Annotated in this window: 23 protein-coding genes; 7 read left to right on the plus strand and 16 right to left on the minus strand. The window is 41.2% G+C overall.

Going from position 1 to position 24,147, the window contains the following annotated elements:
* Window positions 1–127 precede the first annotated feature (127 nt).
* A complete protein-coding gene (locus BMY70_RS07830) occupies window positions 128–988 on the minus strand; it encodes a DMT family transporter (protein WP_090334258.1) in 861 nt (286 codons plus the stop codon).
* 13 nt (window positions 989–1,001) lie between these two features.
* Window positions 1,002–1,202: a YwbE family protein gene (locus BMY70_RS07835; RefSeq protein WP_090334260.1), complete on the minus strand. Its 201-nt coding sequence runs from the start codon at window positions 1,200–1,202 to the stop codon at window positions 1,002–1,004.
* Window positions 1,203–1,630: 428 nt separating this feature from the next.
* Here BMY70_RS07835 and BMY70_RS07840 point away from each other — a divergent pair, with 428 nt between their 5' ends.
* Window positions 1,631–2,809 carry an MFS transporter gene (locus BMY70_RS07840; RefSeq protein WP_090334262.1) on the plus strand — a complete coding sequence of 393 codons (1,179 nt, stop codon included), beginning with the start codon at window positions 1,631–1,633 and terminating at the stop codon, window positions 2,807–2,809.
* A 1-nt stretch (window position 2,810) separates the two neighbouring features.
* Here BMY70_RS07840 and BMY70_RS07845 read toward each other — a convergent pair whose 3' ends face one another.
* Window positions 2,811–5,048: an FUSC family protein gene (locus BMY70_RS07845; protein WP_090334265.1), complete on the minus strand. Its 2,238-nt coding sequence runs from the start codon at window positions 5,046–5,048 to the stop codon at window positions 2,811–2,813.
* A 198-nt stretch (window positions 5,049–5,246) separates the two neighbouring features.
* Here BMY70_RS07845 and BMY70_RS07850 point away from each other — a divergent pair, with 198 nt between their 5' ends.
* From BMY70_RS07850 to BMY70_RS07865, 4 genes are read left to right on the plus strand one after another with little or no spacing between them, the layout of a single operon-like run.
* The gene (locus BMY70_RS07850) at window positions 5,247–5,828 is read left to right on the plus strand and encodes an HPP family protein (RefSeq protein WP_090334268.1); all 582 of its coding nucleotides are present in this window, start codon (window positions 5,247–5,249) and stop codon (window positions 5,826–5,828) included.
* A 46-nt stretch (window positions 5,829–5,874) separates the two neighbouring features.
* On the plus strand, window positions 5,875–7,146 hold the full coding sequence (locus BMY70_RS07855; protein ID WP_090334271.1) for a chloride channel protein: 1,272 nt from the start codon (window positions 5,875–5,877) through the stop codon (window positions 7,144–7,146).
* 52 nt (window positions 7,147–7,198) lie between these two features.
* On the plus strand, window positions 7,199–7,681 hold the full coding sequence (locus BMY70_RS07860) for a GNAT family N-acetyltransferase (protein WP_090334273.1): 483 nt from the start codon (window positions 7,199–7,201) through the stop codon (window positions 7,679–7,681).
* Window positions 7,682–7,694: 13 nt separating this feature from the next.
* Complete coding sequence (locus BMY70_RS07865; RefSeq protein ID WP_090334275.1) at window positions 7,695–8,246, plus strand: GNAT family N-acetyltransferase; 552 nt, start codon at window positions 7,695–7,697, stop codon at window positions 8,244–8,246.
* Window positions 8,247–8,323: 77 nt separating this feature from the next.
* On the opposite strand, the gene BMY70_RS07870 is transcribed toward BMY70_RS07865, so the two are convergent.
* The 5 genes from BMY70_RS07870 to BMY70_RS07890 all read right to left on the minus strand — a co-directional run bounded on the left by BMY70_RS07870 (window position 8,324) and on the right by BMY70_RS07890 (window position 12,245).
* Window positions 8,324–8,761, minus strand: coding sequence for an organic hydroperoxide resistance protein (locus BMY70_RS07870; protein ID WP_218148607.1), 438 nt, complete (start codon window positions 8,759–8,761; stop codon window positions 8,324–8,326).
* A gap of 27 nt (window positions 8,762–8,788) precedes the next feature.
* Window positions 8,789–9,235: a MarR family winged helix-turn-helix transcriptional regulator gene (locus BMY70_RS07875; RefSeq protein WP_090334277.1), complete on the minus strand. Its 447-nt coding sequence runs from the start codon at window positions 9,233–9,235 to the stop codon at window positions 8,789–8,791.
* A 129-nt stretch (window positions 9,236–9,364) separates the two neighbouring features.
* A complete protein-coding gene (locus BMY70_RS07880; RefSeq protein ID WP_090334280.1) occupies window positions 9,365–9,889 on the minus strand; it encodes a ferritin in 525 nt (174 codons plus the stop codon).
* A gap of 112 nt (window positions 9,890–10,001) precedes the next feature.
* Window positions 10,002–10,361: a hypothetical protein gene (locus BMY70_RS07885; RefSeq protein ID WP_090334282.1), complete on the minus strand. Its 360-nt coding sequence runs from the start codon at window positions 10,359–10,361 to the stop codon at window positions 10,002–10,004.
* A 210-nt stretch (window positions 10,362–10,571) separates the two neighbouring features.
* Window positions 10,572–12,245 carry a glutamine--tRNA ligase/YqeY domain fusion protein gene (locus tag BMY70_RS07890; RefSeq protein WP_090334284.1) on the minus strand — a complete coding sequence of 558 codons (1,674 nt, stop codon included), beginning with the start codon at window positions 12,243–12,245 and terminating at the stop codon, window positions 10,572–10,574.
* A 213-nt stretch (window positions 12,246–12,458) separates the two neighbouring features.
* Here BMY70_RS07890 and truA point away from each other — a divergent pair, with 213 nt between their 5' ends.
* Window positions 12,459–13,196: a tRNA pseudouridine(38-40) synthase TruA gene (gene truA, locus BMY70_RS07895; protein WP_090334286.1), complete on the plus strand. Its 738-nt coding sequence runs from the start codon at window positions 12,459–12,461 to the stop codon at window positions 13,194–13,196.
* A gap of 82 nt (window positions 13,197–13,278) precedes the next feature.
* Here truA and BMY70_RS07900 read toward each other — a convergent pair whose 3' ends face one another.
* From BMY70_RS07900 to BMY70_RS07920, 5 genes are all read right to left on the minus strand, one after another.
* Window positions 13,279–14,046 carry a hypothetical protein gene (locus BMY70_RS07900; protein ID WP_090334289.1) on the minus strand — a complete coding sequence of 256 codons (768 nt, stop codon included), beginning with the start codon at window positions 14,044–14,046 and terminating at the stop codon, window positions 13,279–13,281.
* 52 nt (window positions 14,047–14,098) lie between these two features.
* Window positions 14,099–15,688: an aldehyde dehydrogenase (NADP(+)) gene (locus BMY70_RS07905; protein WP_090334292.1), complete on the minus strand. Its 1,590-nt coding sequence runs from the start codon at window positions 15,686–15,688 to the stop codon at window positions 14,099–14,101.
* Window positions 15,689–15,880: 192 nt separating this feature from the next.
* Window positions 15,881–16,843: an AAA family ATPase gene (locus BMY70_RS07910; RefSeq protein WP_090334295.1), complete on the minus strand. Its 963-nt coding sequence runs from the start codon at window positions 16,841–16,843 to the stop codon at window positions 15,881–15,883.
* Between the two features lie 55 nt (window positions 16,844–16,898).
* Window positions 16,899–18,269, minus strand: a complete 1,371-nt coding sequence (locus tag BMY70_RS07915) for a peptidylprolyl isomerase (RefSeq protein WP_090334298.1) — start codon at window positions 18,267–18,269, stop codon at window positions 16,899–16,901.
* Window positions 18,270–18,366: 97 nt separating this feature from the next.
* Window positions 18,367–20,658, minus strand: coding sequence for a peptidylprolyl isomerase (locus BMY70_RS07920; RefSeq protein ID WP_090334301.1), 2,292 nt, complete (start codon window positions 20,656–20,658; stop codon window positions 18,367–18,369).
* Window positions 20,659–21,026: 368 nt separating this feature from the next.
* Here BMY70_RS07920 and BMY70_RS07925 point away from each other — a divergent pair, with 368 nt between their 5' ends.
* Entirely contained in the window at window positions 21,027–21,506 is a 480-nt protein-coding gene (locus tag BMY70_RS07925) for a hypothetical protein (RefSeq protein ID WP_090334790.1), read from the plus strand.
* On the opposite strand, the gene aqpZ is transcribed toward BMY70_RS07925, so the two are convergent.
* The 3 genes from aqpZ to BMY70_RS07940 form a co-directional block, all read right to left on the minus strand.
* Window positions 21,507–22,187: an aquaporin Z gene (gene aqpZ, locus BMY70_RS07930; protein ID WP_090334305.1), complete on the minus strand. Its 681-nt coding sequence runs from the start codon at window positions 22,185–22,187 to the stop codon at window positions 21,507–21,509. It abuts the gene before it with no gap.
* 168 nt (window positions 22,188–22,355) lie between these two features.
* On the minus strand, window positions 22,356–22,745 hold the full coding sequence (locus tag BMY70_RS07935) for a VOC family protein (RefSeq protein WP_090334308.1): 390 nt from the start codon (window positions 22,743–22,745) through the stop codon (window positions 22,356–22,358).
* 77 nt (window positions 22,746–22,822) lie between these two features.
* Complete coding sequence (locus BMY70_RS07940; RefSeq protein ID WP_374754696.1) at window positions 22,823–24,016, minus strand: acyltransferase family protein; 1,194 nt, start codon at window positions 24,014–24,016, stop codon at window positions 22,823–22,825.
* Window positions 24,017–24,147 lie beyond the last annotated feature (131 nt).

Consider the following 24,147-nt stretch of genomic DNA (forward strand, 5'->3'; position numbering starts at 1 on the left):
TTAATTCTTTTATAACAAAAGGAAGGAATAAATGTAATAAAGACGCTTATTCTGAAATATACTTGCTTAACGGCAGTTAACCGCAATGGACGCAATGGGTTTAAGCAATTGACGCAACGAATTCGACTCAGGACAGCGCTTTTCTCTTCAAAAAAGTGATTCCGATTCCTGCAAGAATAATGAGCCCGCCAATGATCATTTGAAGTGTAACTTTTTCATTTATAAATATCCAGGCCAAAAGACCTGTGACAATTGATTGACTGAGCAAACTCAATGAAACGCGTTGAGCGTCTAGTTTTTGAACGGCATAACTGATCGTTAGCCAGCCCAGCAACTGGCATACTAATCCTTGAATTCCCAAAACACCCCATATTACCGGACTGAAATGCCAAAGAGGTTCTCCCATTCCCAGACAAATAATCAGCAGATAAAAGCTGGAAACGCTCATGCTGTAAGTCATAAAACTTACAATGTTCAGTTGGTTCAAAACTCTTTTGCTGACAATCATATAGCTGGCATAGAGCAATCCGGAAGTTACTGCCATAATAAACCCTTTGTCAAAACGCATTTGCATGAAAGTTTCAGGTCCCATCAAAATGACCATTCCTGAAAGTGCCACGAACGTCCCGATCCAGAAATGTTTTCCCGGGCGCTCATGAAGGAATAGTGCTGACCCGATTCCAACCCAAACCGGAGAAAGATTAGTGAGCAAAGTGGCCTGTGTTGCGTTGGAATAATGGATCGATAAATTCCAGATGGCGATATCACTGCCAAATAAAATCCCGCATATAAAAATGAGAAGCCATAGTTCCCTTTCAGGTCTTTGAAGCTTTTTCTTAAACAATACATACGGGACAAGAAAAATAACGGCAATAGACATTCTATAAAAAGCCGAGGAAATTCCTGAGACTGGCGCCCATTTCACAAGTACCGGAAAAATGCTGATCGCAATAACGCCTATGAGAAGACTGACCCGTGGGTTAAGCATATGGACGACGCAGTTAGCCGATAATTTTCACACGACCGACTTCGCCTGTAACCAGCCTGACTTTTATGCCGTGCGTATGTTTAGGAGCACTTGTCAAAATATCTTTCACAATACCTTTTGTCAGTTTTCCTGTGCGCTGATCCTGTTTTAGAACAATGGAAACGGCAAGTCCCGGATGAATATTTCCACGTTCGGTGCCTGATACTTCATTCATGCTTTTGAGTTTTTACTGCTTAAATCAAAAATTTTTATCAAAAGTAAGACAAATAGAAGCGGAAGCATAATGTAATCAATAATTCAGTTATTTTAAAGTATAAAATTGTACTTTTTTTATTCATCAAATTGAATAATGTAACCAATTTTATAATAAGTTAGCACATTTGTCTACGTAATAAATCAACTTCCGTCGGATAAATCCTTTATGATCTTAAAATGTTTAAATGAAATTTTGTTTTACAAAATGCCGATGTTTTTAAATTGAACACATTTTTTATTTGGGACGTTACCTTTCAATAAGGCTGGGGTTTCAGTTGTAGGATAATTTGAATAAAATAAGGAGGGGTATATTTTATAATTTTCATAATCTCCTAAAATTTGATTTAACCAAGATTGTCCATTAGCAAAACGGTAATGAACTGAATTATGAAAAAAAGTATTCTTACACTGACACTTGGTGGTTTTGGCATTGGCATGACTGAATTCGTAATCATGGGAATTCTGCCTGACATCGCCAAATCTTTACAAATCACAATCCCTGAAGCTGGTCATTTGGTGTCGGCTTACGCAATGGGCGTTGTCGTCGGTGCTCCGCTGCTGATCGGATTTACCGGAAGTAAACCGCCGAAAACAATTTTACTGCTGCTGATGTGTTTGTTCACAGTATTCAATACGTTATCGGCTTTCGCTCCGAATTATGAAACTTTATTTATTTCGAGATTTTTCTCTGGCCTGCCTCATGGAGCATTTTTCGGTGTTGGTGCCGTGGTTGCCGGTCGTTTAGCTGATCAGGGAAAAGAAGCCAGATCAGTATCACTGATGTTTGCGGGATTAACGATCGCCAATTTGATTGGAGTACCGCTGGGCACGTTCATCGGTCACCATATCAGCTGGCGCATCACGTTTATGATCGTCGGAGTAATCGGTTTACTGACAACAACCAGTATCAAATTATGGATGCCCGGTTTATCTGTGACAAATACCAAAGGGCTGATGAGCGAACTGAAATTTTTCACCAGACTGGATGCCTGGCTTATTGTTTTAGTAATCGCAATCGGGACGGGTGGCTTTTTCTCGTGGTATAGTTACATTGCTCCTTTGCTAACTGAGGTTGCAGGATTCAGCGATGATTCCATCATGTATATTCTGGTATTGGCTGGTTTAGGAATGGTTATGGGAAATTTCATTGGCGGAAGGCTGGCCGACCGGTTTTCTCCGTTATATACTTCGGCGGCTTTGTTACTTGCCATGGTTTTGTCATTAACAGCAGTTTATTTCGTTTCCAGCAACCAGACACTGACACTCATATTCACTTTTATCACAGGTGCCATTGCTTTTGCAATGCTTTCCCCTTTGCAAATGTTGATGATTAATACCGCGAAAGGGGCTGAAATGCTTGCTGCTTCGGTAAGTCAGGCAAGTTTCAATATTGGAAATGCTCTGGGTGCATATCTCGGCGGCTTGCCCATTGCCGCTGGGTTAGGCTACAATTCCCCTGAATGGGTAGGTGCGGGCATGGCTTTTGGCGGTGTGCTGGTTTCGCTCGTATTGATGTTTCATTCGAGACAAAATAAAGAAGAGGTTACCGAACTGCAGGCAGCATAATTCAGACTTTTCCAATAGCAATTTTTTGAAGAATTTTGATTTCATCAATGGTGATCGTACTGATAAGTTCGAATAAACCATTGATGGTTTTAAAATCAGATAACGCCTTTCTCGCCGGTGACTGAGCAGATTTTTCGATCCCCATTTCTTTTATTTCCTTCTTTCTTGCCGACAAAAGATCCAGCAGTTTTTGGTTCTGTGGCAGAGATTCCTTAATAATATCAACGCTTGCATTTTCTTCCTTATCAATGAGTTGAATTGCAGACTCGAACTGACGGTCAATTTGCCGGATCATAGGTTTGAACTCATCCGAAAGATAAGATTGACCGACCGTCTGCGCATAGGTTGACAATGAGGCAATATACGACGTTAACATGTGGCTGGTTGCGACAAACTGGTGATGTTCCTCCATTTTTACCTGTTGCTTTTTCGGTTCGGAAAGCATGCGCTGAAAATTATCCGATAAATTGGCCATTGCTATTATTGCTTCCTTCCGGTGTAGCTTTAACTCGTTGATATCAAGCTGTACACCTGTGAATATCTGCGACACGTTATCGAAATATTTTCTGTTGGCATCCAGAGCCGCTTTCATATACTGATTGATCTGGGTATGTTCCCAAACCGGGAGGATATAGGATGACACAAAATAGGCAATAATTGACCCGATAACGGTATCGATCACGCGATCCTGCAAAACGGCCGTGATATGCTCAGGATTCAGGAAATTAAACCATAAAAGCACATAAAGAGTTATCCCGATGGAGGCGACAAAGTAATTTATCTTTAAAAAACTGTAAGCCGAAATCATCGCCAGCATCATAATGACGAAAATAACGGTATCATCCTTGATCAGATAAAGTGTTAGGAAACCGGCAAAAGCGCCGACGATCGTTCCTGCGATCCGGTAAAGGTTTCGTTGTTTAGTGATACTGAATGCCGGTTTCATGATCGTGACAATGGTCAGCAAAATCCAGTAGCCATGTCCGACACTGAAAAACAACGATACTAAAAATCCGATCATCAACCCGAGCGTAACGCGCACCGCATGCCGGAAATGACTGGATTTGAGTGACAAGCTATCCAGCAAAATCCTGGGACTATATTCCTGTTTTGTCGTAAAATCGTCGATTTCAACGTTGATATTGTATTCCTTACTCAGCTCGGAGTCATAACGGGTTGCGCGATGAAGTTTTTTGACACGCTCGGTGATATCCTGCAAACTGTTCAGAATCTGACGCAGCATAATAAAATCCTCCACATTTTCATGCGTCATGCTTCTTTCTCTGATACTGTCAAAAGTACGCTGACATTTATTAAAGGCTTCATCCAGATCATGTCTTGGTTTGGATGGAAAACCACTCTGAACGGACAATCCGATTTCTTGAAGTTCAGCTGCTAGCCAGGTAATATAAGTACCGAAAAGACGAAGGATTTTAGAATGATCAAATGCCCGGTGGAGGTTGGAATAATTTTGCTGGGAGTTAAGAATCCGCTCCATCAGATCGACACTATCTAAAAACATCAACATCAGTATCCGGCTGGTATTTGTGGATTCCGTTACGATTTGGCGCGTTTTGAATAAAATCTCCCGAAGCGTTTCATGGTTTTCGCGAAGAATTACTTGTTGATGAATCATCTGGTTAAACAATTCATCGTAGTCAGGTTTGGCAAAATAGTAACCTGCCTTGACCGACAGTAACTTCCCTAGTTCTACAAAATTCTCACCAAGCAACTGCTGAATAAGTTTATAAGGGCGTATTTTTTGTAAGACGAGAAAAAGAATCAGATACCAGATTCCGCCGGCAGAGAATATCAGTGCATTCCTAAGCACTGCATCACCGCTCATGTGGTTATCGATGTTGAAAACAAATACCAAAAGTGCGATCAGTCCGACGCTGTTCGCCCGGTTTCCATATACTCCTACGAGAGAGAAAAACATCCCGAAAATTACAATTTCAAAGAATGCCAGAAAGTGAATATGCCTGAGATAACCAGTTATACACGCGACTGCAAAACAAGTCACAATCGCAATCATCAGGGAATTTCTTCTACGGTGCAGCGGGCCGGGATTGTCGGTCGTGCCGATCAGCAATGTACCCAGCGGGAAGGCAATAAGATCACTTAAAATGCCGTAGTGATGAAAAATCAGACAAGGAATTACGGCCCCTAGCGTGAGCCTGACGCCTGTATAGAGGTAATGGCTGGAAATAAATTTTCTAAACTCATTAAGGTAATTCATGCAAAAAGGGAACTGTGACTAATTCTTTGCTTCCAATATCAACTTTATGTTTGACAAAAACGATACCTGAACATAATTAAATTTCGGGGTGGTACATGTGCCCGATGTGTTATGAAATTTTGTAGAATCATGCCGAACCATAATAGTTATATGATGGTTATAAATAGCTATGCTTTTTATTAATATACTATAAAGGTTTTGAGAAAACGTATAAGGAAACATGCCAGAATCGCACGTTATGTGATTTATAAAGAAACGTTGATAGACTTCAAGGACCATCTCTGGACATTTATCGGGTCTTTCGCAGGAATTGGTTTAATTGGACTTTTAAACCAGAACGTTTTCACGCAGAGCGATAATTTATTCCTGATCGGATCTTTTGGTGCTTCCTCCGTTTTGATCTATGGTATCGTCAACAGTCCGCTGGCACAGCCCAGAAATCTGGTAGGCGGGCATGTAATTTGTGCCCTGGTTGGGGTGACGGTCCACTATATTATCCCGAATGAAATATGGTTGTCATCGGCATTTGCCGTTTCTCTCTCAATTGTGATGATGCAGATTACCAAAACACTTCATCCTCCCGGCGGTGCGACGGCGCTGATTGCCAACATCGGGTCTGAAAAAGTCACAAGCCTTGGGTATATCTACGTCTTGAGCCCGGTGTTATCCGGCGTTTTAATATTGCTGTTTGTTGCCCTGATCGTCAACAACATGACTTCTCATCGAACGTATCCGAAAAATAAAAATTGGTATAAAATCTGGCAGCGCAGATACAGATAATTTTACCATTCACTTCAATAATTGATTTTACCAGAATCCGTGTTATATGAATACCAGTACAACATCATCCTATCGGCATAAAAAAGTCAGGAGGACAGTAACTGTTTTGGCTGCCGCTGCGGTAGTCGGGGTTTTTTCGGCAATCGTAGCCGATACCCTTAAAGTGATCACGGAACATTATGAACATGATTTTGTACATAGGTTAGCGGAAAATCAATATCTGATCTTCTTTCTTCCGTTCATCGGATTCACGACGATACATATTCTCAGACAGTTTTTATTCAAAAATAAACCAAACAAAGGGATTAAGGAAGTGCTTGATTCTATTAATAATGGCGGGAAAACCTTGCCGGCTTACAAAATACCATCTCATTATTTCAACGGATTTTTAACGGTGATTTTTGGCGGCTCCACCGGCATCGAAGTTTCTACAGTGGTGGCGACAGCTTCGATCGGTGCGTTATCCAGCCATAAAGTCGGGCATTTAAATAAGTATCGGACGGATCTGGTTTGCGCAGGTTTAGCCGCTGGCGTCACGGCTTTGTTCAATGCACCGATTGCCGGTTTTATGTTCGCATTTGAAGTTTTTACCAGAAAGCGGAATAAGACTCATTTGGCTGCTTTGGCAACGGCAATTTTTACCTCTTACATATTGACGAGATATTTTTTTTACGTAAAAGTTTTCAACTTTGAGGTAACCGTATGGCACAAGGAAGCGCTGCCGTACTTTGTACTGCTCGGTATTTTAGCAGGTTTTAATTCCGTTTTTCTTACAAAAAGTGTTCTGTTTTGCAAGAAGTTTTTCGGCACTCTGCGGAACGATTACGTGAAAATTATTGCCGGTTCTTTAATTATCTCGACTCTGATATTTTTCTTCCCCAGTTTGTATGGTGAGGGATATTCGGGAATAAAAAACCTGACTTCCATTACCCAACCGTCCGATCTGTATATTCTGTTACCTTTCGTTGTCATTTTATTTTTAAAGCCAATCGCTACTTCCGTCACGCTTGGAGCCGGCGGCGATGGGGGAGTGTTTGCGCCGAGCTTATTTATAGGTGCATTTTTAGGTTTAATCACAGCATTGACGCTCAACTACTTTTTCCATCTGGACCTGATCGCCCTAAACTTCATCATTATTGGTATGGCGGCCGTTCTAAGTGGAAGTATTCACGCGCCGTTGACTTCCATTTTCCTGGTGTGCGCGATTGCAGATAATTACGTTTTATTTATCCCCATTGTTATCGCTTCACTCGTTTCCTGGCTAGTTGCGCATTTTATTTTTCCTTACACGGTATATACTTATAAAGCAACCGTGTAACTTACAATCGTTGTTGGCTCAGATTGCTTTTTATTAATTTAAATTTCAGGTTATGCACATCAGAAAAGCTATCGATCAGGATCGTCACGAAATTTGGGAAATTTTTACTGCCGTAATTCAGACAGGTGATACCTATGTGTTCGCACCCGATACGCCAAAGGAAGATCTTGACAAATATTGGTTTGCAGCTAATATGGAGACTTACGTTTTGGAAGAGAATGGCGAAATTCTCGGGACTTATGTGATCAAGCCAAATCAGGTAGATCTGGGTTCACATATTGCGAACGGATCTTATATGGTCCATCCGAATGCGCAGGGACGAGGAATTGGAAATTTGCTCTGTGAACATTCTTTGGCAGAAGCGAAACGTTTCGGTTTTAAAGGGATGCAGTTTAATATTGTTGTGAGCACGAACAAGTTCGCAATAAAACTTTGGAAAAAACACGGATTTGAGATAATCGGGACAATTCCAGGTGGTTTTGAGCATCTAGAGTTAGGCTTTGTCGATGCTCATATCATGTTCAGAAAATTGTAAACCGAATCGTTATATGCTCATTCTCAACTTTGAAAAGTTCCCGGTTTTGGAAACGGAACGACTTACTTTGAGACCTATTTCAATAGACGATGTTGACGAGATGTTTCAGCAGAGAAGTAACCCCGACGTAATGAAATACATTGTCAGGCCATTGCTCCAGTCTCGGCGAGAGGCAGAAGAGCTTGTCAGGAATTATGAATTTTTGTTTGAGCAGGGTATAAGTATTACCTGGGCGATATCTTTAAAAGGAGAGAGCAAAATGCTTGGAACCGTTGGTTTTCCTCGTATTAATAAGGAAAATTATCGCGGTGAGATTGGTTATTCGCTGGATCCTGTAAACTGGAACAAAGGCTATATGAGCGAAGCACTTAAAGAAATAATCCAATTTGGATTTAAACAGCTACGTATGAATACCATTGAAGCCGTTATCCACCCTGAAAACAGGGCTTCTTCAAGTCTGATGTTAAAACATGGATTTGTAAGAGAGGCTTATTTCAGGGAGCATACGTTTTTCGACGGTAGATTTCAGGATGTTGAAATTTACTCTTTGCTCTCGCCCAGATGAATTTTTAAACTGTCATAAATAAAACATCCGTCTGCAATTTGTAAACGGATGTTTTGTAATAAGAACGATACGATTTATTAGGCTGAAACTTCTTCTGTTGTTGTTTTTAAAGTAACGTCCACATTTCCGCGCGTTGCATTGGAATACGGACAAACCTGATGCGCTTTGGCAATCAGATCATCCGCTACCGATTGCTCTACACCCGGAATATTTGCTTCCAGAGTGACTACCAGTCCGAAACCATCTGCTTCGTTTTTTCCTATACCAACGTGAGCAGTCACAGAAGTCGTTCCGGTTTTGATTTTGCTGCGCTGAATAATCAGGTTTAATGCGCTGTCGAAACAAGCCGCATAACCGGCCGCGAACAATTGCTCGGGATTTGTATAATTGTTATTGGCTCCGCCCATTTCTTTCGGAATACGAACTTCCAGGTCCAGAATTCCATCTTCCGAAACCACTTTTCCATTTCTTCCGCCTGTTGCTGTTGCAGCGGTCGTATAAATTGCCTTGATCATTTTTGTTGATGTTTTGGTTGATATTGGTTAATTATTATGAACGGCTTCGATTTTGTTGATCTTGTCAAGCAGTCCAGTCGCGAGTGCTTTCATTTCCCGAACCTCCTTATCAGTAAGTTCAAGACTGCACTTGATCTGCTCAGGAATTTCCGCTCCTCTTTCTTTTAGTTTTTCTCCTGTTTCAGTTAATGAAATGATAACGACACGTTCATCTTCTTTCAACCGCTTACGGGTGATAAGCTCCCTGTCTTCCAGTTTTTTTAGCATCGGAGAAAGTGTGCCAGAGTCCAGCATAAGTTTATATCCGAGCTCTTTAACCGAAACGCCATTCTCTTCCCAAAGAACAAGCATAACCAAATACTGAGGATACGTAAGACCGATTTTATCCAGCAGAGGAAGGTAATGGCTGGTAACTTTCCTTGACAAGGCGTAAAGCGGGAAGCAAAGTTGGTTTGATAGTTTTAACAGTTCCATGTCTCATTTTTAATTGTATAAAATTAAATTGTATACAACTTAATTGCAAGTGTTTTCGGAAATCAATTGGACAGGGCACAAAAAAAGGTCGTATCGGAGGATACGACCTTTTTTCTAAAACCTATAAAATTAGTTTTCTGAGCTGATTTTAAGGATAGCCTTATCGATGTGGTAACGACCAGTTCCTTCTTCTCCGATTACATCGAAAAGCTCGATAGCGCGACGTGCGTTATCTTCTTCTTCAATTTGTTCGTTCACAAACCACTGCATGAAATTTTCGGTGGCGTAATCCTCTTCACGACGGCTTTGCGTTACAATTCTATTGATTGCTTGCGTTACGCTGATTTCGCTTTGTAGAGCTGTCTCGAATACACTTCTGAAAGAAGCGAATTCTTGTTTCACAGCTGGGACTTCCGGAGAAACAGCTGTTCCGCCAACGGTCATGATGTAGTTGAAAATTTTCAACATATGTCCGCGTTCTTCGTCGGATTGTTTAAGGAAATAAGCTGCGCTGTTTTTGAAACCGTTACGGTCGCACCACGAAGCCATAGCCAGATATTTAGCTGATGCTTCTGCTTCCATTTTAACTTGGTTGTTCAATAATATTTCTATCTCTTCTTTTAAAGAAGTACGGGCTCTAAGTAGATCTCTCATTGTAAATGTGTTTATCTTTTGAAGTAATAAGCACAAATATCATACGAAAGTTCATCATTGCAATGATAACCTATAAATTTGGAATTGGTCTAATATGAAGGGAATCAGCTATTTAGACTAATTCTTGTTCTACGTAAAGAATGGAGTGTAGCAAAGAATTTAGCTCAATAGCGAAGTGAGTTCCATTGACAAGATCACGCAATTGAATCAATTCGCAAAGTGTAAGCTTCTGATTGATATTAAGTTGCGGAGCTTCTACAAATTCGAAATCCGACTCATCTGACAAATCAAACAAGCGGCTTTTGATATCAATGTTATTTACAAAACGGCGGAAGTTAAGAAAGTCATGAATACGAAATGAAGCAATCATTTCCCCAAAATGAACCACAATTCGTGAAGTTTTATCACACTGGAAACTAAAACCTTTGGAGGTACTGAACAATTCATTCGGGTGTTTCACTGTAACTGGCATTTTATTTAACACTGAATCTTACACAAAGATAAAGCGGAAACTTTAACCATGCAAGAGTTATTTAAAACCAATCTAATTATATGGAGTGTTTTTTTTGAATAAAAACGCCGTTCACTTTTTCAGGCAAACGGCGTTTAAACAAATTTTAAAAGCTATTCTAATTTTTCAGCGATATGCCTAGTCTTTCCCAAGCTAAACGCTAAAAGTTATCTACTTCTCAGCAGCCTTCGCCCAATTGTCTCTTAATGTTACCGTACGGTTAAAAACAGGTTTTTCAGTAGTTCCATCCGCATCAGCCGCAAAATAACCTTTACGCAGAAACTGGAAAGATTCACCTGGTTTTGCATCACGCAAAGCAGGTTCTGCATATCCCGTGATAATATTCAGTGATTCAGGATTAATATAATCCTTGAAATCGCCTTCTTCGGATGAAACATTTTCTACTGAAAATAAACGGTCATACAGACGAACTTCCACAGGTATGCCATGTTTTGCGGAAACCCAGTGAAGCGTTCCTTTCACGTTAATGCCAGTTGTATCTTGTCCGCTTTTGCTATTTTCAATGTACGTACAATGCACCTCGGTCACTTCTCCGTTTTCGTCTTTCAGAACTGATTCTGCCTGGATAATATACGCACCTTTCAAACGAACCATTTTTCCCGGGGCAAGCCGGAAATATTTTTTAGACGGAACTTCCATGAAATCTTCACGCTCGATAAAAATTTCGCGAGTGAAAAGAATTTCACGCATTCCGGCAGCTATATCCTCCGGATTATTTTCGCTGAGACAAGTCTCTGAAAGATCCTCCGGGAAATTCGTGATAACCACTTTCAATGGATCAAGAACCGCCATTCTGCGCAAAGAAGTTTTGTTCAGATCTTCTCGGACGCAGAATTCAAGTAATCCTACGTCGATCATATTTTCCCGTTTGGCAACACCGATACGATCACAAAAATCACGGATACTAAAAGGTGTATAACCGCGTCTCCGCAAACCGCTGATTGTAGGCATGCGTGGATCGTCCCATCCGTTTACATGACCTTCCTGAACAAGCTGCAATAATTTTCTTTTGCTCGTTACAGTATAATTCAAATTACGGCGCGCGAATTCATATTGATGCGACGGATAAATTTCCAGTTGCGCAATCAGCCAATCATATAATTCACGGTGAGGAACAAATTCCAGGGTACAGATCGAATGCGTAACATTTTCAATCGCATCACTTTGTCCGTGTGCAAAATCGTACATCGGATAAATGCACCATTTATCGCCCGTGCGGTGATGATGTGCATGTTTGATACGATACAAAATAGGATCGCGCATCAACATATTCGGATGCGTCATATCGATTTTTGCACGAAGTGTACGGCTTCCATCTGGAAATATTCCGTTTTTCATCTGCTCAAAAAGCAGCCTGTTCTCTTCAATTGAACGGTTTCTGTAAGGACTATCTTTCCCCGGCTGGGTTGGCGTTCCTTTCAGTACCGCGATTTCTTCCGATGTTGAATCGTCAACATAGGCTAATCCTTTATGAATCAGCTGGATTGCATAGCCATATAAGGTATCGAAATAGTCAGAAGCATATAGCTCATTTTCCCATTCAAAGCCCATCCAGCGGATGTCGTTTTTTATACTTTCAACATATTCAGTATCTTCTGTCGTCGGGTTGGTATCGTCAAAACGCAGGTTGGTATAACCCGGAAATTTTTTTGTTAACCCGAAGTTCAGACATATACTCGAAGCATGACCAATGTGCAGATACCCATTAGGTTCAGGAGGGAAACGAGTAACAATTTCCGTGTACTTTCCCGCCTTTAGGTCTGCCTCAATGATCTCTTCAATAAAATTCAGGCTTTTTTCTTCTTTCTTTTCTTCCGTAATCATACAGTACTGGAAATAATTTCAATTGTCAAAGTTAATGTTCTTCGCGTCAACCTCGAAATATTTTATCCGTGAGGTGTTTAAAATCATTAAAAAAACTCAAAATCTTTAAACTGTTCCCCTAAAACTGGTCTTCCTGCTATATAACACTTTGCTTAAATGTATAATTCACGGCTCCGTCAAATGAGGTTCGGGACTTTCTCGTACTTTTGTGAAATGCGTTATTTTATAGAATTCAGTTATAAGGGCACAAATTATAGTGGCTGGCAACGACAGAAAAATGCTGTTTCCGTTCAGCAATTGCTTGATGAAGCATTGACTCTGATTATCCGGGAAAACATTGAAACCGTCGGGAGCAGCCGCACGGATACGGGCGTGCATGCTGAGCAGCAGTACGCTCACTTTGATATTGCTAACGAAATTAAAGATACAGAGCAGCTGACTTACAGACTCAACAGTCGTTTACCTTTTGATATCGCAGTACACCGGATTTTTAAAGTTGACAATACGGCACATTCCCGTTTTGATGCCACGCACAGACGATATGAGTACCGGATCATTAAACGCAAAAATCCCTTTTTGAGCGATGAATCGCATATTTTTCATAAACCTCTGGATATTGAAAAAATGAACGAAGCTGCGGCTTTGCTATTGGTTTATAAGAATTTCGAGAGTTTCAGTAAAATTCATACTCATGTAAATAATTTCCTTTGCGATATTACGGCAGCTGGTTGGTTTGAAAAAGACGGCATTCTTATTTTCAATATCAAAGCAAATCGTTTTTTGCGCGGAATGGTCAGAGCCTTGGTCGGAACCTTGCTTGAAGTCGGCGTGGGAAAAAGAAGTATTAAAGATTTTGAAAAAATAATCCAGGCACAGGATAGGAGCAAGGCTGGTGCACAAGCTCCGGCACAAGGACTTTTTTTAGTGGAAGTTGGTTATCCAGAATATTGACCCGGTTTGTTAAACGCTCAAATAGAAAAAGAAGTCAATTTCAAACACATTTTGAAGCTGACTTTTTTTATGTCTTTCAGAATTATTCCTGGACCTTATTATTTTGAATTCTTTCAAGCATTTTCTCAACCTGCCAGTCTCCAAAACCGTAAATTCCTTCCCGTTTGCTGAACTCTTTAAAAATTGTATTAAAATCTGTTGTTTCTTTTTCCTTCATAATTTCCTTTAGAACATTTTCGGGGCGATCGTTTCTTCGATCAATTTGTGCCTGAATCACCAGATTTAGAAAAGGGAAGTTAACAGAGTTCTTTTCGCTTGATTTTTGCAGACTTTCAAGATCGTTGTCCCTGTACGCCAGCCATAAGTCATTAAGCAAACTAAGATCTGCTTGCGAAAGTAGCTGTTTGTGAAGGTAGGCTTCCGCCAGCATATGGCTATCCATAATGCCAAAGCCTCGCCAGTCGGGTTGGTTATCATCGACGACCGGTTTTATTATATAAGCTTTTAAAGTATGCGCCACAGGCATCAGAAGCGAGACACAAAACCATAAATTTACCTGACAGAACAAATCATCTTCAAACCAGAAGTTAATTTCTGAGTCGGCTGGAATCGCCTGTATTTTATTGAATTCGGGAATTATTTCTTCAAAATAAGCCTGCTTTTCCTCACCATATTCCTGATGAATAAAATTAGCGCGCGTCTCGGCGAATTCCTGGAAGTTTTCACCGGACACCGGACCATCTACAAGGCATTCCCGGGCAACGATAATTTCTCCTGTGAGAAGTTCCGCGGGAAAATTATCCAGCAGAGCATCGCCATTTACGATATGAAAGATTTTATTCTGGGCCATGAAAATTAAGGAGAAGGCTTCTCCCAAATTGGAGAGAAGCCAAAGCTACGTTTTATATTTTGCGTTTAGTCGTTTCGTTATTAACCAGTCTGAAAATTCCCAGCGGGTTTGCGTTTTTTAATTCGTCAGGCAACAGAGAATCATCCCAGTCCTGGTATGATTGAGGACGAACAAAGCGTAATATAGAATGGCGGCCAACAGAAGTAAACCTCGCATCGGTGGAAGATGGAAAAGGTCCACCGTGATGCATGGATGGGCAAACTTCGACGCCGGTCGGAACCCCATTCATGATAAAACGTCCGCATATTTGTGACAATGTTTGAACCAATGCGGGATATTTCAAGGTTTCCTGTGCTTCTGCCATGAGCGAAGCAGTAAGCTGGCCTCTCAACTGTGACACAGCTGACAACAATTCTTCATAGCTTTCACAGACAACGAGCAACGAAAATGGTCCAAAAACTTCTTCATGAATTTTCGGATTGGCAATAAAATCTTTTCCGCTAACGCTGGCCACGGAGGCCTGTGACTGGTTTTCCGCATCAGACGCAATGTTAGAAAATGCAAGTTCGCTAACACCCGTTTCTGCTACCAATTCATCCCGAAGTTTGTAAAAATTCTTTTTGATCCCTGCCGTCAGCATCGTAGCCGGAGCCACTTTTAAAATCTCATTTTTATAAGACGCTTCAAACGCATGCAATGATTCTGATTTGATGACAAAGACCAGCCCGGGGTTTGTACAAAACTGACCAGCACCCAGTGTCACGGATCCTGCCAGTGTTTTCGCAAGTTCCTGGGTATTATTTTCAAGGTATTCCGGTAAAATTACAATCGGATTTACACTTCCCATTTCAGCAAAAACCGAAATTGGCTCATCGCGTTCCTGCGCCATTTTATAAAGTGCCATTCCACCTTTTATTGAACCTGTAAATCCGACCGCTTTGCTGGCCGGATGTTTGACCAGCGCAGCTCCAACTTCGTAGCCATCGTCGTATAGCATAGAAAAAACGCCATCGGGCATCCCTGTTCTCTGCGCCGCTTTGACGATCGCCTGAGCAGTTAGGTCTGATACGCCCGGATGTGCGGCATGCGCTTTAATGACAACAGGATTTCCAGCTGCGAGAGCAGGACCAGTGTCAACACCGGCCACAGAATATGCGAAGGGGAAATTGCTTGAGCCAAAAACGATCACCGGGCCGATTGGTATGAGCATTTTTCGAAGGTCAGATTTAGGAGCCGGCAAACGGTCGGGAATGGCTGTATCAACGCTTGCTTCTACCCAGGAACCTTCACGGATGAGCTCGGCAAATTGCGTAAGCTGGTTGATCGTGCGTGCTCTTTCACCCTGTAGACGCGCAAGCGGCAAGCCAGTTTCAAGGTGAGCGCGTTCCAGGAGTTCATCGCCAACCGCCAGGATTTCTTCAGTTATAGCAATCAGGAAATCTGCTCTTTTTGATGCTGGAACACGTGAATATTCATTGAATGCATCTTTTGCAAGTTTCATTGTCCTCGAAACTTCTTCTTGTGTAGCGGTATGAAATTCCTCTGGCAATTCTATATTTTGAGCCGGAACATACGATTTGAAAGTATGTTTGTTTTCTGATGAAAGTGAATAACCAATAAAATTTTTTCCTGAAATGTCCATAATCGGAACCCTGGTTTTATGATTGAAGATTGGAACGAACTTATCATTCCAGAAAATGACGTACTAATATTATACCCGAAAATCTGGCTTTTTGGCAATTTAGAACTAAGTCATACAGCTAGAAAAACAAAAATTTGCGCCGATAGCCTGAAAGGATCAACGCAAATTTTTATAAAAGGGATTTATTACAAGTCAGAGAAGACGATTGATGATGTCATCAACAGATATGCCTTCGGCTTCTGCTTTAAAGTTTCTGATAATTCTGTGGCGTAACACCGGAAGTGCTACCGCTTTCACATCTTCAATGTCCGGAGAATATTTCCCCGATAACAAAGCATTACATTTTGCAGCCAGTATGAGCGATTGTGACGCTCTTGGACCTGCCCCCCATTCAAGGTAATCTGCGGTATCTTTATTAGCAAGTCCGGACGACGGTCTAGTTTTATGTACCAGTTTTACAGCATATTCGATCACGTGATCTGTAACGGGAACGCGGCGAACCAAATGCTGGAAATCCATAATTTCCTCAGCACTGATCACTTCTCTGACCTGATGTTTTACGTCGTTGGTTGTGTTTTTTACAATCGTTACTTCTTCCGCATATGATGGATAATCCAGCTGAATCATGAACATAAAGCGGTCCAGCTGTGCTTCCGGAAGGGGATAGGTACCCTCCTGTTCGATTGGGTTTTGGGTTGCCAGAACAAAAAACGGACGCGATAAAACATGTTTCTGGCCTGCAATTGTTACCGAATATTCCTGCATCGCTTCCAGGAGTGCAGACTGCGTTTTTGGGGGTGTTCTGTTTATCTCATCAGCCAAAATAATATTGGCAAAAATCGGCCCCTGAATGAATTTAAAATTTCTGTTTTGGTCCAGCGTTTCCGAGCCTAAAATATCCGAAGGCATTAAATCGGGCGTAAACTGTATCCTGTTAAATTTTAAATCAAGCGATGAAGCAATGGTTTGAATCAATAAAGTCTTTGCAAGTCCCGGAACTCCAACAAGCAAACAATGTCCCTGACAAAAAATAGCTGTTAGTAATCGTTTTATAACTTCATCCTGTCCGATAATCACTTGCCCTATTTCACTACGGATTTTTTCATAGGCCACTTTCATAGCCTCGGCTGCTTCAACGTCTGATTTATAATTCACAGTGAGTCAATTTTGGAAATCTTAATTACTAGAACTATTTCTCTGGGCAAGCATCTCAGCTGTCGTTTCCGGATGCTAAGCCAAGGATTCGACAGTTTTTATATTCTGGTTCTACACTGATAAATACGTCGCCTTGTGCTTTTTTGAACCAGTCTTCCAGAGCGTGGTTACGTTTGTTGCTCAGTACAATTTGGGAAATTTTTTCGTAATCATCACGAAGGTTAGCTGTATGAGGCTCAGATTTGCTCTTATACCAAAGAATACGCATCGCACTTCTGCCATCTTCTGTACGGTAAGAAACCGGAACACTAAGGTCACCAACTTTCATTGTATCGATAGCAAAATAAAGCGCAGGGTCCATCGAAGCGTCCAGAGTAAGACGGCCCAAACCTGTGTTTCTGTCCTGAATGATCCCGCCGGTTTCAGCAGTTTCTTTGTCTTCCGAATTGTCCAGCGCTGCTTTCGCAAACTTCAACGTATCAGATTTAATCAGAACGCGCAAGCTGTCTAAAACACGGACCGCACTAGACATATCCGTTCCTTTGTTATAATCAGGTCGTAACAAAATGTGGCGTGCATGATATTCCGCGCCGCGCGTCTCAATTAGTTTTATCAAGTGAAAACCGAATTGGGATTCGATGATGCTCGACATTTCTCCCGGCTTTAATCCCAAAGCAGCGCCCTCAAATTCCGGTACCATCGCTCCGCGTTTGGCAAAACCCAGGTCTCCTCCATTTTTTGCAGATCCTACGTCTTCCGAATAAATTGTGGCAAGCATGGCAAAATCTTCGCCTTTTTCAGCCCGGTCTTTAAGTTCCTGTAGTTGATTTCTTAATTTGTCTTTTTGCTCCCTCGTTACAGTTCCCAAACGAACAATATGTCCGATTTCCACTTCAGAAGGAATATAAGGAAGACTGTCTTTTGGAATTCCATTAAAGAATTTACGAACATCACTTGGAGTAATTTTAACATTTCCTGAGATCGTCCGCTGCATTTTCTCGACAATTTTCTGTTCCTTAACCTGCGTACGGAGTTCTGTCTTCAGGTTATCAACACTTTTGCCGTAAGCTTCAACCAGGTTCTTTTCTGAGCCAAAACGCTGGATCATATAGTTCATCTTACCGTCAAGCTCGTTATCAACTTCCTTGTCTTCAACCGTTACCGAGTCAATCTCAGCTTTGGCCAAAAGCATTTTATTGATAATGAGCGACTCCAGAATCTGGCATTTTTCAGGAGCTTTCTGTCCATTGGCAGCATAACTGTTATACATTTCTTCCAGTTCGGAACTCAATATATAGTGGTTATCCACACGGGCAATAATTTTGTCGAGCATCACACCCGACTGTCCTTGTCCGAAGCTTGTCAGACTAAAACAGAATGTGCAGATTGCAAATAATTGAAGTACAATTAATTTATTTATTTTCATATATTTTGGTTGTTCCTAAGTTGTATTCGTAGGGTTTATTTATCGGACTGTCTACTTGAAATGTTCAGCGGCAGCGGTTCAAAATGCTAATTTACGTTTAACGCTTAATTTTTTCTAATTCTTGCGTGTTCACTTTCACTGGAAATTTCTGCTGAAGCTTTTCCATCCACTGTTTTTCGAGTAACTTTTGATACTCGTTGATCACGCTTCCTCGTGCTTCAACAAAAGTTTTTGCTCTTGCTGGCTCTATTTTCTGGATTTGAATCCAGTAAGAAATTCCATTGATTGTAACAGTTTGCTCTCCGGTTTCCCATTTCGCCTGGCTCAAAAGTGCATTATCTTTCGGGAAATAACCTTCCTGGATTATAACGGCATCCGGTGTTTCTGAATTATAAGCTTTCTCAACATCTTTTTTTGACGTGCTGTAAAACTGGAAACTGATCCGTCTGTTCCGTTCTGGTTCTACGGCCTGGCGGAATGATCCGTAATCTTTTTCCAAAATTCTGACGATGGAAATATTTTTAGAGTTAAGGTATTTTACAACATTTCTGATCCTGTCTGCGGAAGTAGACTCCGATTCTGAATTTGAGCGGTATCCGGAAATTTCGACAACGTATTCAGGATTTTTTTGCAGGATTACATATACATCATACAATTTTTCAATCTGCTCTATCGACACATCGCTTACACCTTCCTTGAAAATCAGTTCATTCGCCTTTCTTTCAAGTGAATAAGGGCTTTTAGATAACGACTTTTTTACAGCATTAAGTGTAGCGGTATCTGGCGCCGTCACTACTGTTGCAAACGCACGTTCAGGGTAACGGAAATGCGAAACATTTTTTTCATAATAATTTCTTTGCCCTGTAGAGTCGTTGAGCGAGCGTGCCAGAACGTTTTCTTCCAATAATTGAGAAAGTAAAACACCTTCCCGGATTTCAGTAATCTGGGCTTTGAACTCCGGATAACTTTCCTCTAAATGTTCTTTTTCGTAGTCGGAAAGCTTGTTTGTCAGATAATCATAATAATGTCGCTTGAAAATTACTTCCGGAGACGAACCTTTCGGGCGAGCCTTTTGCTGAGTCTTTACGTAATTTAGAAAAGACAACGCATCATAAGGGCGTTTTTCAATGGTGAATAAGGTATTTGCAGCCCAGTCGGTGGAAACGGGTTTCATATAATCCCATTTCCCCGTTATCAGCGAACTGTCAACCAAGGGCGTCAATAAGGCAAACTTATCAGGAAATTCCTGAATTGAATATTTTTCACGAAGTCTTCTCGCCGTTGATTGTTCGAGAACTTTGCCGCGTGAATCAGTTACTACTTTTTGACGCAGCGATGGAGACATAATGCTGTATGAATCCAGCGCTTTTTTATCAACCAGCTTTATAATATGCCAGCCATATGCGCTGAGAACAGGCGCGGCGTAAGTGTTCAATCGACTCAACGAGAACGCTGCCTCTTCCACTGCCGGATCCATTTGACCTGTTCCAAATGGCGGTAGAAGTCCCTGATTTTTACTCGACTGCTTATCGTCGGAATAAGTTTCAGTAACACTTTCCCACGGTTGCCCGTTTTGTAATTTTTTGAAAGCGTCATCGATCTTCGCTTTTGCAGCTACTTTCTGAGATTCCGTCGCGTTCGGGTCAACACGAACCATAATATGTGCGATACGTACCGTTCCACGATTTGGACGGCGATCTTGTACTTTGATAATATGGTAACCGGTTTTACTGCGAACAGGCTGAGATAATTTTCCGACAGCGATCGTATAAGCTGCTGTTTCGAAAGGATAAACTGTTTGAAAAGCAGTAAAATATCCAAGGTCTCCTCTGTTTTTTGCAGCCGACGGATCTTTTGAAAATTTTGAAGCCATATCGCCGAAATCTGAACCTTCTTCCAGTCTTCCACGCATCGCTATGGCTGCACGGTAGGCTTCCAGGGTATCAGCGGGAGAGGCGTCTTCCGGCACTGCGATCAAAATATGAGACGCTCTTACTTCCTGCTTCAGTCTGGCATATGCTTCCGTCGAAAGTTTTTCAACCAGCGCTTTATCTACCAAAAAATTTTTTGCGAGTTGATCATAATACGAGTTAATCTCTTGTTTATAATCGTTCGTTGTATCTCTTCCCTCGGTTTTAGCCTCTAAAATTTTGATTTTCAAATCTTTATAAACGGGTAAATATTCCTCAGGCGTTAACTCTTTTGTTGAATCTGTGGAAAATTTATTTTTAGCGTATGAATCAAGAAAATCGTTTGCAGAGAATTTTTCGTTCCCAATCTCGATCAGAGGCGAAGCTTCAGAAACTGGTTGGGTTTTAGGAGCGGAAGTTTTACAAGAACTAAATATAACTGCCGGAAGCAGCGAAAACATCAATGAATATTTAAACATAAATTACACAATTCGTAAATCAGAGATAATCATCTCCTTATAGATTTTATTCTAACTTTATTAGGTTATAATTATTGTATCAACAACAAAGTTAGTTCCTTTCATCAGAGTATAAAAATTATCAGTTTTCTGGCATGTGTTTTGTACTGTGGTATTGCTGAAAATTCCATTAGATTTTTTGTGTAAAACCAACCACATTTCGATGTACGCAAATTGGGCTTAAAGTGTTTCAAAAAGAAGCTTTTATGAAAATATAATTAATCTATATGGTTAATTGAATAATAGTAATACTTCTACAAGGTTTGTCACCATGCAGGCATGAAGTTTGTACAAAATTTCGTGTACTCAAACTGATATTGGCTATGGTGATGGAAGATTCAAAATTGAATGAGTTCGTTCTGAAAATAAGTGCGTTATGGAACGAACAGAAGAAGAGGGAAGTCTTATATCTTGAGGCACTAAAAAAAGATAGCATGGGGCCGTTGAGAAAACTTCTGACTCAGGGTCATTTTAGCGCTCTGCTATTCCAAAAAGAGATCCACTGGATTTACGATTATTTCAAATGTTTTCTTAACGACAAGGACCTTGTCAATTCAGCAGAAGTGAATTCTGATAGTGTTCAGGCTTTACATAATCTTGAAGAAAAGGCCGAGGTTGCAGACGTTTTAAAGAAAACAGAGGGTAAGATTCTTCAGAGTTATCGCTCTTTATATAAATACATTGAGAGAGAGCCGGAAACAAAAAGGCTTTTGGATGAACACCTGGAAAGGATTTCCGAATTTTATGAAATCCTCTCCAAGCAGGTAATTGTTAAAAGGAGTGAGATAAGTCATCCTTTTGCAGCATAATTAATCTTCACTGGAAAGGAACTTATAGACGATTCCTGCCAATATTGCGCCTGCAATCGGTGCAACTATAAATAACCAAAGCTGGTCAATTGCCCAGCCACCGACAAAAATTGCCTGGCTAATACTTCTCGCCGGATTTACTGATGTGTTGGTGACAGGAATACTGATCAAGTGAATCAATGCAAGAGCAAGCCCGATTGCAAGACCTGCAAATCCTCCTGACGCTTTTTTGTCCGTAGCACCCAAAATAATAATCAAGAACATAAAGGTCATTACCATCTCAGTGATTAATGCCGCTTCCATGCTGTATTTTCCGGGAGAATGGTCTCCATATCCATTTGCAGCAAAATCGCCGATTGTGCTGCCATTTCCTGTAACAATGATTGACAATATTCCTGCGGCTGCCAAACCGCCTAAAATCTGTGCGATAATGTAGGGCACCAGATCTTTTGTTGAAAAACGCCCCCCGATCCACAAACCTACGGAGACTGCCGGGTTAAGATGCGCTCCCGAAATATGGCCAAGGGAATAAGCTATTGTTAAAACGGTTAAACCAAATGCAAAAGAAACGCCTAACAAGCCAATTCCGACTTCCGGAAATGCTGCTGACAATGCCGCGCTTCCGCAACCGCCTAATACCAACCAAAATGTACCGATAAATTCTGCTGCATACTTTTTCATGTGTGTAAAGTGTTTTTTGTGTGTAAGTGTACCGAAACGGTTGAACGATCTTTCAACACATATACGCCAGTTTTTACAGGAGGTCACTTTACGGCAATGTCGAGCTGCAAAAAGCCCTGAAAGAAAATTTGATTTCTCTCAGGGCTTTTTTGTTTTAGGGAATTTCGTCTATGCTTCGTATAGTTCCAGAGGAAGATCATCCGGATCGGAGAAAAATGTAAATTTTTTCCCCGTTAGGTGATCAATACGAATAGGCTCCGGTTGAACATCATGTCTTAATAATTCCTCAATGGCTTCCTCAATATTATCAACCTTAAAGGCAAGGTGACGAAGCCCCGTAGATTCTGGTCGGGATGGACGTTTTGGAGGTTCTGGAAAGGAAAAAAGCTCAATTACATATTCTCCGTTTAACGAAAGGTCCAGTTTGAATGATTTTCTTTCCTCCCTGTTTATCTCACTGTCAATTTTAAACCCAAGAATTTCAGTGTAAAAGCGCTTCGATTTTTCATAATCGGAAGCAATGATCGCTATATGGTGTATTCCTTTTAGTGATAACATATGCATTAGGTATTGATATATATCCAAAAGTAAGAAAGTGAATTGAGCATTTTACCCTGATTTGGCTAGTTCGCAAATCAAATTTTAATAAAAAGCTTCTTTTTATACATCCAGTATAAAATCCACCATTCAAAAAGGAGTATAATTGCCCCACTCACAAGGCTACGGTATGCTTCCCCGAAAATAAGGTCATAATTTGGGCTGATGTTAATCCTGAATGACGAATCTATAAAACTGTCGATTGTGTGTGCTAAAAGATAAGCTGCAATGGAATTGGTCCCAATCACAACGAGCGGGAAAAACCATTGTTTGTTATCCTTTACGTCCACAACGAAATAAAATGCAGCCAGTAGTAAAAAGCACCAGCCGCCGCTAAACAAAGTCCAGGCTGGCGTCCATATTCTTTTTACGATAGGATTGATCCCTGTCAGATTCAGGGTTACCGCGATCACAAAAAGGGTTGCAGCTGTGAAAATAAATTGTCTGATCAGAGCGGATGAGGACGTTGCGTTTTTAAGCCATTTTCCTGCGATCAAGCCCAGAATCATCGTTCCCAACGTAGGAATAAAACTTAGCGTACTATAACCGCCGCCATTGAATCTAAACAAACTTTCACGTGGGAAAATATTCATAAACCACCTGTCAAAAGCCCAGGCTGCATTGGTGTTTTTATTCCAATGGGCGGCAAACCCTTTCAGATTATGCTCCCAGTCTGGTGTCGTGCCAGTTTCGGCCCAGTCAAAATAAGGGCCGGGCAAAGGATATGCAGCGAAGAAAATCCCGTAGGCAAGTAGAATTGCAATTAGTGCTGCCCACTGCGTACGTTCGGATCGGAAGCCGAGTGCGAATAATAGTGGATAACCTAACCCGATTTGGGTTAACGTATCTTCAAATGTGAAATTGGTTTGCGTAGCATGCATCGAGCGGAGAAATATTCCGAGCAAAATTAATATCAACGATCGGCGAATGGTATGGAACCACATCATGCCGGCATTTTGCTGTTTGCTCGCCCTGCTGGCCATCGAATAGGGAAGTGCAACGCCTACCAGAAATGAAAAAGATGGCTGGATGAGGTCGTGCAACGAGCAGCCGACCCATGAAACGTGGCTTTGATGATGATCCAGGAATGCCCAAAAAGGACTGTCTGGTAAAGCTTCGGCGACACGGCCAAATTTCAAAACTTCGCCCATCATGAGCAGCATTACAAAACCGCGGTAAGCGTCCACAGAAGATACCCGCTGAGGAATAACTGGTAGAGGAAAATCTTTCAACGTAAAGAAGTGGGGTTAGGGTTATCGAATTTCCACTTATCAGGTGGAATTACAATGTATTACATCTTTTGTTTTATTCAGGGCTATTTGCTGGTAAAAGAGAAAGCCTCGCCGGATTTACCCGGCAAGGC

The organism is Dyadobacter koreensis, assembly GCF_900108855.1.
GTDB classification, from domain to species: domain Bacteria; phylum Bacteroidota; class Bacteroidia; order Cytophagales; family Spirosomataceae; genus Dyadobacter; species Dyadobacter koreensis.

What these genes read in the sequence shown, in the direction of transcription:
- BMY70_RS07920 (WP_090334301.1), bottom strand. Translation starts at nt 20,658, where the DNA reads ATGTTTAAATATTCATTGATGTTTTCGCTGCTTCCGGCAGTTATATTT.
- BMY70_RS07840 (WP_090334262.1), top strand. Translation starts at nt 1,631, where the DNA reads ATGAAAAAAAGTATTCTTACACTGACACTTGGTGGTTTTGGCATTGGC.
- BMY70_RS07830 (WP_090334258.1), bottom strand. Translation starts at nt 988, where the DNA reads ATGCTTAACCCACGGGTCAGTCTTCTCATAGGCGTTATTGCGATCAGC.
- truA (WP_090334286.1), top strand. Translation starts at nt 12,459, where the DNA reads ATGCGTTATTTTATAGAATTCAGTTATAAGGGCACAAATTATAGTGGC.
- BMY70_RS07900 (WP_090334289.1), bottom strand. Translation starts at nt 14,046, where the DNA reads ATGGCCCAGAATAAAATCTTTCATATCGTAAATGGCGATGCTCTGCTG.
- BMY70_RS07925 (WP_090334790.1), top strand. Translation starts at nt 21,027, where the DNA reads ATGGAAGATTCAAAATTGAATGAGTTCGTTCTGAAAATAAGTGCGTTA.
- BMY70_RS07860 (WP_090334273.1), top strand. Translation starts at nt 7,199, where the DNA reads ATGCACATCAGAAAAGCTATCGATCAGGATCGTCACGAAATTTGGGAA.
- BMY70_RS07905 (WP_090334292.1), bottom strand. Translation starts at nt 15,688, where the DNA reads ATGGACATTTCAGGAAAAAATTTTATTGGTTATTCACTTTCATCAGAA.
- BMY70_RS07845 (WP_090334265.1), bottom strand. Translation starts at nt 5,048, where the DNA reads ATGAATTACCTTAATGAGTTTAGAAAATTTATTTCCAGCCATTACCTC.
- aqpZ (WP_090334305.1), bottom strand. Translation starts at nt 22,187, where the DNA reads ATGAAAAAGTATGCAGCAGAATTTATCGGTACATTTTGGTTGGTATTA.
- BMY70_RS07855 (WP_090334271.1), top strand. Translation starts at nt 5,875, where the DNA reads ATGAATACCAGTACAACATCATCCTATCGGCATAAAAAAGTCAGGAGG.
- BMY70_RS07935 (WP_090334308.1), bottom strand. Translation starts at nt 22,745, where the DNA reads ATGTTATCACTAAAAGGAATACACCATATAGCGATCATTGCTTCCGAT.
- BMY70_RS07880 (WP_090334280.1), bottom strand. Translation starts at nt 9,889, where the DNA reads ATGAGAGATCTACTTAGAGCCCGTACTTCTTTAAAAGAAGAGATAGAA.
- BMY70_RS07875 (WP_090334277.1), bottom strand. Translation starts at nt 9,235, where the DNA reads ATGGAACTGTTAAAACTATCAAACCAACTTTGCTTCCCGCTTTACGCC.
- BMY70_RS07835 (WP_090334260.1), bottom strand. Translation starts at nt 1,202, where the DNA reads ATGAATGAAGTATCAGGCACCGAACGTGGAAATATTCATCCGGGACTT.
- BMY70_RS07885 (WP_090334282.1), bottom strand. Translation starts at nt 10,361, where the DNA reads ATGCCAGTTACAGTGAAACACCCGAATGAATTGTTCAGTACCTCCAAA.
- BMY70_RS07915 (WP_090334298.1), bottom strand. Translation starts at nt 18,269, where the DNA reads ATGAAAATAAATAAATTAATTGTACTTCAATTATTTGCAATCTGCACA.
- BMY70_RS07870 (WP_218148607.1), bottom strand. Translation starts at nt 8,761, where the DNA reads ATGATCAAGGCAATTTATACGACCGCTGCAACAGCAACAGGCGGAAGA.
- BMY70_RS07890 (WP_090334284.1), bottom strand. Translation starts at nt 12,245, where the DNA reads ATGATTACGGAAGAAAAGAAAGAAGAAAAAAGCCTGAATTTTATTGAA.
- BMY70_RS07865 (WP_090334275.1), top strand. Translation starts at nt 7,695, where the DNA reads ATGCTCATTCTCAACTTTGAAAAGTTCCCGGTTTTGGAAACGGAACGA.